At 70.6% G+C, this 11,406-nt stretch carries 10 protein-coding genes; 4 read left to right on the top strand and 6 right to left on the bottom strand.

What is annotated here, in order from left to right:
• The 3 genes from MXD58_RS10600 to MXD58_RS10590 all read right to left on the bottom strand — a co-directional run.
• On the bottom strand, nucleotides 1–1,049 hold a 1,049-nt coding region (locus tag MXD58_RS10600), incomplete at its 3' end, for a DUF4350 domain-containing protein (protein ID WP_250609267.1).
• The gene (locus tag MXD58_RS10595) at nucleotides 1,046–1,786 is read right to left on the bottom strand and encodes a DUF4129 domain-containing protein (protein WP_248838363.1); all 741 of its coding nucleotides are present in this window, start codon (nucleotides 1,784–1,786) and stop codon (nucleotides 1,046–1,048) included. The genes MXD58_RS10595 and MXD58_RS10600, both read right to left, overlap by 4 nt.
• Nucleotides 1,783–2,829: a hypothetical protein gene (locus MXD58_RS10590; protein WP_250609266.1), complete on the bottom strand. Its 1,047-nt coding sequence runs from the start codon at nucleotides 2,827–2,829 to the stop codon at nucleotides 1,783–1,785. Before MXD58_RS10590 ends, MXD58_RS10595 begins: the two co-directional genes overlap by 4 nt.
• A 434-nt stretch (nucleotides 2,830–3,263) precedes the next feature.
• Between MXD58_RS10590 and MXD58_RS10585 the strand changes: the two genes are divergently transcribed.
• The 3 genes from MXD58_RS10585 (at nucleotide 3,264) to MXD58_RS10575 (ending at nucleotide 6,037) form a co-directional block, all read left to right on the top strand.
• Nucleotides 3,264–4,076 (top strand): ComF family protein, encoded by an 813-nt coding sequence (locus tag MXD58_RS10585; RefSeq protein ID WP_248838361.1) that lies wholly within the window; start codon nucleotides 3,264–3,266, stop codon nucleotides 4,074–4,076.
• Nucleotides 4,077–4,400: 324 nt separating this feature from the next.
• Nucleotides 4,401–5,189 (top strand): ribosome hibernation-promoting factor, HPF/YfiA family, encoded by a 789-nt coding sequence (hpf, locus tag MXD58_RS10580; protein WP_248838360.1) that lies wholly within the window; start codon nucleotides 4,401–4,403, stop codon nucleotides 5,187–5,189.
• Between the two features lie 134 nt (nucleotides 5,190–5,323).
• Nucleotides 5,324–6,037, top strand: a complete 714-nt coding sequence (locus tag MXD58_RS10575; RefSeq protein ID WP_248841269.1) for a response regulator — start codon at nucleotides 5,324–5,326, stop codon at nucleotides 6,035–6,037.
• Between the two features lie 7 nt (nucleotides 6,038–6,044).
• On the opposite strand, the gene MXD58_RS10570 is transcribed toward MXD58_RS10575, so the two are convergent.
• On the bottom strand, nucleotides 6,045–6,608 hold the full coding sequence (locus MXD58_RS10570) for a GNAT family N-acetyltransferase (RefSeq protein ID WP_248841270.1): 564 nt from the start codon (nucleotides 6,606–6,608) through the stop codon (nucleotides 6,045–6,047).
• 371 nt (nucleotides 6,609–6,979) lie between these two features.
• Between MXD58_RS10570 and secA the strand changes: the two genes are divergently transcribed.
• On the top strand, nucleotides 6,980–9,943 hold the full coding sequence (gene secA / locus MXD58_RS10565) for a preprotein translocase subunit SecA (RefSeq protein WP_248841271.1): 2,964 nt from the start codon (nucleotides 6,980–6,982) through the stop codon (nucleotides 9,941–9,943).
• Nucleotides 9,944–10,025: 82 nt separating this feature from the next.
• Here the strand turns inward: secA and MXD58_RS10560 are convergent, their stop codons facing one another.
• Nucleotides 10,026–10,685 (bottom strand): Rv3235 family protein, encoded by a 660-nt coding sequence (locus MXD58_RS10560; protein ID WP_250609265.1) that lies wholly within the window; start codon nucleotides 10,683–10,685, stop codon nucleotides 10,026–10,028.
• Between the two features lie 27 nt (nucleotides 10,686–10,712).
• A partial coding sequence (locus MXD58_RS10555; RefSeq protein WP_250609264.1) for a LysM peptidoglycan-binding domain-containing protein occupies nucleotides 10,713–11,406 on the bottom strand: 694 nt, incomplete at its 5' end.

The following is an 11,406-nucleotide window of genomic DNA, read 5'->3' as shown; positions in this document are numbered from 1 at the left end:
GCGCCGGCCCGCAGCGCGTCGGCCGCGCGGTCCCGTGCCCGTGCTGCGGCGTAGAGACGGCCGCGGCCTTCAACGGCCTCGGCGGCGCGTATGACGACGGGAAGCGGCTCCTGCACCGGTGGTCCGAGCCGGCGTCCGCGCCACAGTGCCAACAGCACGATCACGATGACGACCTGGAGCAACGCCCACCGCACACCGGCGGGAAGCAGCCGCAGTACACCGCGCTGGCCCACGCCGCCGGGCGTGCCTGCGACCGGCGTGATCCAGGACAGGTCCGGGTGGCGGCCGAGTAACCCGAGCGCGAGCGCCGCGTTGCCATCCCGGTCCAGCGCGCGGTTGGTGAGGAAGTCCGCGGAACCCAGCAGCACCAGCCGGCCGCCGCCGACCGCGCCGGCGGGCGCTTCACCGAGTCCGGGCGTGAGAACGGCGAGGCGGGCCGCGCGAGGTGGATCGCCGAAGCAGAGGCCGACGCGCATGTCCGCGCGATGTCCGCTGACAGCGCTCGTGTAGGCCGTCGAGCCGGTGAGCGAGGTCGTCCCCGCCGCGACCGCCTCCGGTAGGGCGCAACGGGGAGTCGAGCCGCTGCCTGGATCATGACTGGCGGCCTGGACGTTCACGTCGAGGGCAGCCAGCACGGCGTCGTCGGCGCCGACGAGGACGACGTCGGAACCCTGCCAGACCCGGCCGAGCAGGGCGGTGAGCGTGCCACGGTCAAGCCGGCCGGGAGCGAGCACGACGAGGGTGTCCGGCGTACTCGTCGGCTGAGCGCCCGGAGGTACGGCGTCGCGCGCCGACACGCTGACCCCCCGGTCCCGCAGGATCTCCGCCAGCGCGCGGGCACCCGCGGGTCTCGGGGAGCGAATGTCGAGTGCGTCCTGGTCCGAAGTCCGGGTCACGAGCGCGGAGACGATGACGAAGGCGAGTACCAGGACGCCGATGACAGCCCCCACCACGAGCCCGCGGCGCACCGCGGGCGGGCGTGGGCCCGAACGCAGCGCCGTGCCGCCAGGGCCGCCGCCGGATGTCGTCATGGTCGCGCCGGTGGTCATGCTGGCACCGCCGGCATGCCCGCCGCATCGCTGTGCCCTCGGGATGTCGGGCGTAGCCGGGACAGTGCCGTGTCCGCGTCCACGAGCACCTGGTAGTCCGCGGCCGACCCGGGTCGGCCGCCATACCAGGTGTCGCTGAAGATCTGCACGGCTGCGGCCAGGGCGGACAGTGCGTGGTCGCTGTTCGCGGGAGCGACGTCCTCCTGCTTCGGGCGGCCCCGATCGGCATTGGCCGGCCTTGGCACCGCGACTGCCCCGGCCACGTCGGCGACCAACTCGCCGGCTGTACGCCCGGGCCGGGGATCGAGCAGGCCCCGGTCCTCCAGCGTCCGCACGATGGCTCTGAGCCGCGAACGTACTGCCAGTAGGTAGTCCCCTAGAGCGGCGTGATTGTCGGCCTCAGCTCTGAGCTGGGCGGCGCTCAGCGGGCTGGAAAGGTCGTCCTCGGCGGGGGGCCGCGCTCGGGCGGTCCGCCGCACCGGACCCAACCACCAGCGCAGCGCGACAAGAACGACCGCGACGACGACCACGATCGACAGCACGCCGAACCCGGGCCCGTCGCCACCTCCCGCGCCATGCGGGACAAGCCGGGAGATCAGGTCGACGATCCGGTCACCGATCCAGCCGAGCAGACGGTTCCACCAGCCCGAATGATCGTCGTGGTAGATCGAGCGGGAAAGCTCGCGACGGGCTTCCTCGCGAGCGCCCTCCCGGGTGACCGGGCCGCCGAGTGTCATCCTGGCGTTCCCGCCCCTGCGGAGCGGGCTCGCGCCGCCTCGGAGAGCGTCACGTCGAGGCCCTCGCGCCGGATCCGCAGATCGACGTAGATCAGCACGACGGCGCCGGACATGATCGGTGCCGAGACCGTGGTCGCGAGCAGGTTGCCCAGTCCCTCGATGATGTGGCCGGAGGTCGTGAGGTCACCGTTGAGAAAGTCGCCGAACACGCCCGGCGCGGCGGCCACCACGAGGCCCGTGGCGATGGCAAACACCGCGCTGAGCAACAACGCGACCAACGACGCCAGCAGAAGGATGCCGAACGTCCGCCACCAGGATCCGCGCACGATCGTCATCGATCGGCGCAGTGCCTGGCGAAGGCTGCCGCCCTCCAGCACGTAGACGGGGGTCGCGAGGCTCAGATAGACACCGATGATGATGGCGCCGATGAGCAGGGCAATGGTGCCCAGCGCGATCGCCAGGGCGACGACGGCTGTGAGGCCGACAAGTCCGGCGAGGCGGGGCGCGAGCCGCCGGACGGCGTCGGTCGGGCCGATCCGGCTCCCCAGCGTCGCCTCGCTGACCACCACGCTCAGCACACCGGCCAGGAACAGGCCGAGAACGAGATCGAGCAGAAACGTGGCCACGGTGCCCACGACCCCGGCCGCGGTCGAGGCGTTGTCCGTGCTGATTGTGATTGCCGTTGACGCGGTCTCCACGACAGCGGCGGAGGCCAGAGTGATCCCTATCGTGGCGCCTGGGTTCGTGCGGATGGCCGCGAAGGTGCCGTCCAGGATCTCGCCGACCGCCAGAGGGCGCAGCGGGATGATGCCCGGCTTGGCCGCGGCGTTCCAGCGCCACTGGTTCTGCGGGCCCGGTGGGCCAACAGGCCATCCCGTGGGCTGCCCGGTCGGCGGCTGGCCGGGATCGCCGGCTTCGGGCGGGGGAGCCTGCCCGACACCTGGCCCGGCTGGCGGCAGCGGGGTGCCCCATCGCGCGCCGCCGGATCCGCCTCCCGGGGGTGCGCCAGGTGCAGCCCAACCGGGTCCATCGGTCATCGTCATGCCTCCACTCGTTGATGCGTCCCGTGCGCCCAGCCCGGCGTCCGCGATCAATCTGATCGCGGGCGGAGGAGCGGGGCAACCCGGTACCTGTCCGGGATTCTCGGCCTCCTTCCGGCGCGTGCGGAGGCCGACGTGCCGGTACCGCTCGGACCGGCCGGTTTGGAACCGCTGTCGGCCGCTACCCGCCTGCTGCCGGGGCGACCCCGGATGAGCCGTCTGGTGTCGATCGTCCCAGATCCGGAGATGCCCCGGCACCGGTGACCTCATCACCTGTGGACGGCCGCGTGGGAGTCTCGCGGAACCTGTGGACAGCCACGGGCGGCCAGGGGTGCCCGTGGCTGTTGTCCACAGCCGGGTCGTTGCTGCGGGGTCCGATATCCACAGTCGGCGGCGATGGGGTTGGCGGGCGCCGGGAACGCGCCGAGTCTTCTCGCATGACCCGAGTGCTCCCGCCCCTGCTGGCCCGCGGCCTGGCGATTCTGACCGACCTCGTGGTGCCGCTGTGCTGCGCGGGCTGCGGCGCCCGCGCCGCAGCCGCCTGCCCGGCCTGCGTGGCGACGCTGCGTGGTCCTGCGATCCTCGCCGCCGCGGGCCCCTTGGCCACCCCGCGGCGGCGAGGGCTGCCGCCCTGTCTGGCGGTGGCCCGCTACGGCGGCCGGGTCCGGTCGCTGGTTCTCGCCTACAAGGAACGCGGCCGCGTGGATCTGGCCCGTCCGCTGGGGGCCGCTCTCGCCCGAGTGCTCGAACTCGCGGCGCTTGGTGCGCAGGCCGAAGATGATCTTCCCCGGGCACCGGTGAGCCGGTTGCGGCGCGGACCGACGCTCGTGCTTGTCCCGGTGCCATCGACGTCCGCCGCGCGGCGGAGACGGGGCTTCGATCATGTCGGGCTGCTGTGCTCCGCGGCCGCCGCCGTGTTGCGGCGGAGGGGTTTTCGAGTCCGGGTCGTGCCGCTGCTTCGGCCGGCCCGGCGCCTGGCCGACCAGGCCGGGCTCGGTGCCGCGGCGCGTGCGGCGAACCTTGCCGGCGCGTTCGCGATGAGTGATCCACGGCGTTCGGCGGCACTGCTGGACACCCTGGAACACCATCGGGTCGTGATCGTCGACGATGTGCTGACCACCGGTGCGACCGTGGGAGAGGCGGCGCGTTGCCTGAGCGCCGGTGCCCTCCGGCCCGCGGCCGCGGTGGTCGTCGCCGCCACCGATCCGACGCGCGGAAGGCGCGGCCTACCAGGGATCGATGCTTCGTAGGGGTGAAACTACCGCTACGCACCGTCCGCACCGCAGGTCGATGTCAGGCCGGTCGCAGGCCTGAACGTCGCGGCTCGGCCCGGCATTGCTCGTACGTCGTGCTGATGCTGGGCGTTCTGGCGGAGTAGCGCCGCGTCAGAGGGGAAGGAGCCGAACGCGGGCAATCCAACCGCAGATCGGTACGACGGAAAGGTGTGACGACGGTGGACAGGGCGCCTAAGGCGCCCCGGCCAGCGGCCGGGGAGGCCGGCGGGCGCCGGACGACACTGGCGCGGGGTCGTGGCAACGACCGCGGCGCTGGCATCCGAACGGGAGGTGGATCGCGTGGAAATCGTGGTCAAGGGCAGGCACACCGTGGTTCCGGACAGGTTCCGCAAGCATGTCGAGGCCAAGCTCGCCAAGTTGGAGCGACTGAACTCCCAGATCATTCGCGTGGACGTCGAGCTGTCCAAGGAGCACAATCCGCGGCTTGCCGACTTCTGCGATCGAGTCGAGCTCACCGTGTACTCGCGTGGTCCGGTGATTCGGGCCGAGGCCGCCGCCGCCGACTGCTACGCCGCCCTCGACCTGGCCGCCGGCAAGCTCGCTGAGCGTCTGCGCCGTGCCGCTGACCGGCGGGTCCGCCACCACTCCAACCACGCCGGGAGCAAGCCCGCGGGGATCACCTCGGTGCCGCTGGAGAGCCTGATGCCACTGGAAGGCACGCGGCCCGCCGGTGCGCATCACGATGCCACGGGCGATCACGTGGCGGGAGTGGCGTCGCGCCCGGTGGTCGCGGCCCCGGTCGACGAGGTCGCTTCGGTCCAGCGTCAGGCGGACCAGGACGGCGGCCCGAACGAGGCGCCCCTGGTCGTCCGCGAGAAGACTCACCAGGCTGACGCGATGACGCTCGAAGAGGCGCTGTCGAACATGGAGTTGGTCGGTCACGACTTCTACCTGTTCCTCGACGTCGATCTCGGCCTGCCGAGCGTCGTGTACCGCCGAGTGGGCTACGACTACGGGGTGATCCGGCTTGCCGGATCCGACGCGGCCGTGGCCGCGTCGGCGGGGGCGAGGAGCCAAGCCGCGCGGTCGGGAGCGGACCGGGGAGCCCTCGCGAACTCCGCCCTTTAGACGATCTGCAGGTCACCTCCATCGGCTGACGTGGGACCATTTGCCTCGGGTGTCGGAGTGCACGGATCTGCCGTCCCGCGCGAAAGTCGCGCGGGACGGCAGATCCGGGGCGCAGGTGGTCCTAAGGAGGTCAGATGACGGTGGACGAGCAGCGCTCTGAGGAGGCGCTGCCGACGCCCTCGGAGGCGAACCCCATTCGGGTGCTCATCGTCGACGACCACGCTCTGTTTCGGCGTGGGTTGGAGATGGTGCTGGGGCAGGAAGTCGATATCGAGGTCGTCGGGGAGGCGGCGGACGGCTCCGAGGCCGTGACCATGGCCAAGGAGACCGCTCCGGACATCGTGCTGATGGACGTGCGCATGCCCCGCCGCGGTGGGATCGATGCCACGAGCGCGATCAAGGAGTCGGTGCCGAGCGCGAAGATCGTGATGTTGACGATCAGTGACGAGGAGGCAGATCTCTACGACGCGATCAAGGCGGGAGCCATGGGCTACCTGCTCAAGGAGATCTCGATCGACGAGGTCGCGGCCGATATTCGCGCCGTCTACGGCGGACAGAGCCTGATCAGTCCGTCCATGGCATCGAAGCTGCTCAGCGAGTTCGCGGCCATGATCAAAAACAAGGATGACAGGCCGCAGCTGCCGACGCCTCGGCTGACCGACCGTGAGATGGAGGTATTGCGGCTCGTCGCCAAAGGTATGAACAACCGCGATATCGCCAAGCAGCTCTATATCAGTGAGAATACCGTGAAGAACCACATCCGTAATATTCTGGAGAAGCTGCAGCTTCATTCCAGGATGGAAGCGGTTGTCTACGCGGTCCGTGAGAAATTGCTCGAAATCACCTGAGTTCTGTTCAGTCGGGTGGAGGCGGCGGATCGGTCGGTAGCCGGGAACCCGCCCAGCAGTCGACACGCTGGCCGCCGCCCACCACCAGGGCAGCCCGCTGGATCCCCTCCAGCGTGAAGCCGGTTTTTCGGGCTACCCGGAGTGACGCGAGGTTGCCCACAGCGGCCCGCCATTCGATCCGGGCTAGTCCTTGCGCGCCGAAGCCCCATCGGGTCACGGCCGTCACCGCCTGCGAGACGACCCCCTGACCACGGGCGGCGACTGCGCACCAGTAGCCGATCTCGGCGTCACCGGCCGGGGTGATTTCCATCAGTGCGACCGAAGCAAGCAGAACCTCGGTGGTGGCGTCGACGACGGCGAAGTACGCCCCCGTGCCGTCCGCCCACGCGGCAGGGGTCTGCCGGGTGATGAAGTCCTCGGCGTGGCGGCGCTCGTACGGAGTCGGGATCTGTGTCCACCGCGGGATCTCCGGATCCTGGCAGGCCTTGTACACGGCCTCGGTGTCATAGATCCGCCACGGTCGTAGGTGCAGCCGGCCGGCGGTGATCTCGGTGGGTTCGACAGGTCGCATACGCCTGTTGTATCGGGTCCGCCGCCAGGGGCGGTAACGGTTTCGGCCGGCGGCTGGCGGCCGCACTTCGGGGAGCCTTCGCGCCGTCGGCGGACAGCCGTGGATCGGCACCCGGCCCGCGGGCACCAGACGGTGTTCCCGGTCGTTGGGAAGGGTGAGCATCGCGTGTCCCACCGCGCACTGTCTCGTCGTGGTTGTTGGTGTCAGTGCTATCGCCACCCCGCGCGTCGCCGCGCTCACGGTCCACCGTGGGGTGTCTCCGATCGCCGCCGGGGGAACCGCGTACCGATGGATGTTGTGGGGGCCGGCTCAGGGGCTAGCATCGTGTGGTCGGTGACCTCGCCGACGTGCCTGCCGGAGGAGTTTCGCCCGTGGTTCTAGAAAAGATCTTGCGTGCCGGTGAGGGCCGGATTCTGCGCAAGCTCAAGGCGATTGCCGAGCAGGTGAACCTGATCGAGGACGACTTCACCGGGCTGTCGGACGGCGAGCTGCGCGGGATGACCGACGAGTTCCGCCAGCGCCTGGCCGAGGGCGGCGAAACGCTCGACGATCTGCTGTCCGAGGCGTTCGCCGTGGTCCGTGAGGCTGCCCGGCGTACCCTCGGCCAGCGGCACTTCGACGTGCAGATCATGGGTGGCGCGGCGCTTCATCTCGGCAACATCGCCGAGATGAAGACCGGCGAGGGCAAGACGCTGGTCTCGACCCTGCCGGCCTACCTCAACGCGCTGTCCGGCAAGGGCGTGCACCTCATCACGGTCAACGACTACCTGGCTCAGCGCGACGCCGAGAACATGGGTCGTGTCCATCGCTTCCTCGGGCTCACCGTCGGCGTGATCCATCCGCAGATGACGCCCGAGGTCCGTCGGGCGCAGTACGCCTGCGACCTGACCTACGGCACGAACAACGAGTTCGGCTTCGACTACCTTCGCGACAACATGGCATGGAGCGCGGACGAGCTGGTCCAGCGGGGGCACAACTTCGCCGTCGTCGACGAGGTCGACTCCATCCTCATCGACGAGGCGCGGACGCCTCTGATCATCAGCGGCCCGGCGGACCACCCGACCCGTTGGTACACGGAGTTCTCGCGCATCTCGCCCCTGCTCGAGCGGGACACCGACTACGAGGTCGACGAGGGCAAGCGGACGGTGGCCATCACCGAGTCCGGTGTCGAGAAGGTCGAGGACCAGCTCGGCATCGAGAACCTGTACGAGTCGGTGAACACTCCGCTCGTCGGCTACCTGAACAACTCGCTGAAGGCCAAGGAACTCTACAAGCGAGACAAGGACTACATCGTCACCGACGGCGAGGTTCTTATCGTCGACGAGTTCACCGGCCGTGTGCTGCATGGCCGCCGGTACAGCGAGGGAATGCACCAGGCCATCGAGGCCAAGGAGAAGGTCGAGATCAAGCAGGAGAACCAGACTCTTGCGACGATCACGCTGCAGAACTACTTCCGGCTCTACGACAAGCTTTCCGGAATGACCGGTACCGCCATGACCGAGGCGGCCGAGTTCCATCAGATCTACACCCTCGGCGTCGTGCCGATCCCGACGAACAAGGCGATGGTCCGGCTCGATCAGCCCGACGTCGTCTACAAGACCGAGATCGCGAAGTTCGACGCCGTGGTCGAGGACATCGCCGAGCGCCACGAGAACGGCCAGCCGGTCCTGGTCGGCACCACGAGCGTCGAGAAGTCCGAGTACCTGTCCAAGCAGCTTGCCAAGCGCGGCGTCCCGCACGAGGTGCTCAACGCGAAGCATCACGAGCGTGAGGCGACCATCATCGCCGAGGCCGGCCGCAAGGGTGCCGTCACGGTGGCGACGAACATGGCCGGCCGCGGTACGGACATCATGCTCGGCGGTAACCCGGAGTTCCTCGCGCAGGCGGAGCTTCGCCAGCGTGGACTCTCACCGATCGAGACCCCAGAAGACTACGAGGCCGCCTGGCAGGAGGCCCTGGAGAAGGCCCGCCAGTCGGTGAAGACCGAGCACGAGGAGGTCGTCGCCGCCGGCGGTCTGTACGTGCTCGGCACCGAGCGGCACGAGTCCCGCCGGATCGACAACCAGCTCCGCGGCCGTGCCGGCCGGCAGGGCGACCAGGGCGAGTCGCGCTTCTACCTCTCCCTCGGCGACGACCTCATGCGGCTTTTCAACGCGGCCGCCGTCGAAGGCATCATGGACCGGCTCAACATTCCCGAGGATGTCCCGATCGAGTCAAAGATCGTGACGCGGGCGATCCGGTCGGCCCAGACCCAGGTCGAGGGCCAGAACTTCGAGATCCGCAAGAACGTCCTCAAGTACGACGAGGTCATGAACAAGCAGCGCACCGTCATCTACGAGGAGCGCCGCAAGGTTCTCGATGGCGCCGACCTGCACGAACAGGTCCGGCACTTCGTCGATGACACCCTCGATGGCTATGTCCGGGGAGCGACGGCGGACGGCTACCCCGAGGAGTGGGACCTCGACACCCTGTGGACGGCACTGGGCGAGCTCTACCCGGTCGGCGTGGAGGCCCCCGACGTCGACGACCGTGACGGGCTCACCACGGACCACCTCCTAGAGGACATTCAGGCCGACGCGCAGGAGGCCTACGACCGCCGGGAACTCGAGCTCGGCGACACTCCCGACGAGGAACCTGTGATGCGGGAGCTGGAACGGCGGGTGGTGCTCGCCGTGCTCGACCGCAAATGGCGCGAGCACCTGTACGAGATGGACTACCTGCAGGAGGGCATCGGCCTGCGGGCGATGGGGCAGCGCGACCCGCTGGTCGAGTACCAGCGCGAGGGCTTCGACATGTTCCAGACGATGATGGAGGGCATCAAGGAGGAGTCCGTCCGCCTTCTGTTCAACGTCGAGGTTCAGGTCGCGGGCCAGGAAGGCCAAACGGCGGAGGAGGCGATCGCCGAGGTTCCGATGCCCGCCGGACCGGCCGGCGCCGCCAGCCTGCCGACCCCGGCCGCGGCCGCGTCCGCGGTGTCGCCGCCCGAGGCGGACGCCCCGGCTACGACGGGGCGGACCCAGCCCCCGGTACCGGAGATTCCGGCTCCGTCCAGCCCGCCGCCGGTGTTCGTCAAGGGCCTGGAGCCACGCCGGCCGACCGGCGGCCTGCGTTACACGGCGCCGTCGGTCGACGGCGGTTCCGGGCCGGTCACCACCCTCGAGAACGGGATCGCCGGACGGTCGCCGGGCGGCGGCGTGGGTGACGCTTCCGGGGGCGGCTCAGCGACGGGTGCGAACAACCGGCCCGCGCGCAACGCGCCCTGCCCGTGCGGTTCGGGCCGCAAGTACAAGCGCTGCCATGGCGATCCGGCCCGGCGTAACGCCGAGGCCGAGTAGGAGCCGAGCAGGAGAGCGTGGGTCCGGCCGGAGCGTTGACCGGCCGGACCTGATCGCGTGAGTGGAGATCCGTGGTCGGCGCTCAGCCGACCTGCAGGGTCGTCACCCGCCAGCGGCCGCCGGCCGACTCCATCCGCAGGGCGAGCGCGGCCACCCGCGTGCCTCGGTTGATCACCGCGGACACCTCGGCGACGCCGGGCCGCGGCTCGCTGACCCGTACGCTGCGCACCTGCGCGGGGCGTCGGCCGAACTGCGCGGCGGTGCGCTCAAGGTCGTTCTGAAGCCGGGGCGTCGTCAGGTTGGCGAGATGGGAGACCGGGCGGACCCCGCCGAGCGCCTCGACGATCGCGCGGACGACGATGACCGCAGCCTGTCTGGGCGGGGCGATCCGTCGGCCGTCGGCCATGGGCCGCTGACCGACGGCGGGCGGGGGACCGACCGAGGGGTGCGCCGGCCGGCCGGAGCCGCCGAGAAGCTGATCCGGGACTGTCAGGCGACGCGGGGTGCGGTCCACGAGCGTGGTGGAGACCCGCCCGGAACTCGGCCCGGCCGTGCCGACGTGACGCCCGCTCGACGCGCCGTGGCCGAGGTGGGTGCGCGCCGGCCGAGCGGGGCCGCCCGGGGCCGCCGGCGCACCGCGTTCGTCGTCGAACGGTGGTTCGGTCGGGGTAACGGGGAGCAGCCGCATGCTGGAGGCCGATGATGATCGGCGCGGCAGGGTCTGGGCACAGGTGGCGGTCACGGCTGGCTCCGAGGGTGCAGGGCGGGGTTAAGGCCCGGATGGTGGGATGAGGCGTTGGCCGGGAAGGATCACGTTCGGGTCGTCGCCGATCACGTCGGCGTTGGCAGCCCACCAGCGGTGCCATTGCGCCGAGATCTGCTCGGGTGTGGCGGTCGGCCCCAGGTGGCGGGCCGCGATCGTCCACAGACTGTCCCCGCGCAGGACGACGATGGCGCCGTCCGCGTCGCCACCGGTCGTCGCCCCGGCCGCGGGCACACCGGTGCCCCGATGCGCTGGTGGGACGACGGGATCCCGCGACGGGGTCGTGGGCGCGGGCCCGGCGGGCCCGGCGGGGCGGGTGGGGCTGTTGGTCGGGCTGGTCGGTGCGGTGGCGGCGGAACCGCCGGCGGGGGCCTGGCCGGACGGTGCCGCCACGCGCGGCTGGGCGGTCGGTGGCCGATTGAGATCGGGCCAACTCGCCGGGACGCGGGCGGTGTTGAGGCGGATGGGAGCGCCGGGGTCAGGGGCGGCGTGCTCCGAAGACCCGCTGCTGGCGGTCTCCGGGGTCTGTGGTGGCGCGGCGTCGGGCGGTGCCGACGCCGTCGAGTGAAGATCGACGACAGGAACGGACGCGCCCAGCCCGGGCACAGAGACGGTCGGGCTCGCGCCGCCCGTGGCCGGGCCGGCAGTGGCCGCGCGGTCGAGGTCCGGCGTCTGGGGGGCCGGCTGGCCGGGCCGGGTC

The organism is Frankia sp. AgKG'84/4 (genome assembly GCF_023242965.2).
Taxonomy (GTDB): domain Bacteria; phylum Actinomycetota; class Actinomycetes; order Frankiales; family Frankiaceae; genus Frankia.
The sequence above is the reverse complement of the archived record's forward strand: the minus strand, read 5'-3'. Positions and strand labels throughout refer to the sequence as shown.

Excerpts from the sequence above, each read along its gene's own strand:
- MXD58_RS10595 (WP_248838363.1), bottom strand. The coding sequence starts at position 1,786 with ATGACACTCGGCGGCCCGGTCACCCGGGAGGGCGCTCGCGAGGAAGCC.
- MXD58_RS10590 (WP_250609266.1), bottom strand. The coding sequence starts at position 2,829 with ATGACGATGACCGATGGACCCGGTTGGGCTGCACCTGGCGCACCCCCG.
- MXD58_RS10585 (WP_248838361.1), top strand. The coding sequence starts at position 3,264 with ATGACCCGAGTGCTCCCGCCCCTGCTGGCCCGCGGCCTGGCGATTCTG.
- MXD58_RS10575 (WP_248841269.1), top strand. The coding sequence starts at position 5,324 with ATGACGGTGGACGAGCAGCGCTCTGAGGAGGCGCTGCCGACGCCCTCG.
- MXD58_RS10570 (WP_248841270.1), bottom strand. The coding sequence starts at position 6,608 with ATGCGACCTGTCGAACCCACCGAGATCACCGCCGGCCGGCTGCACCTA.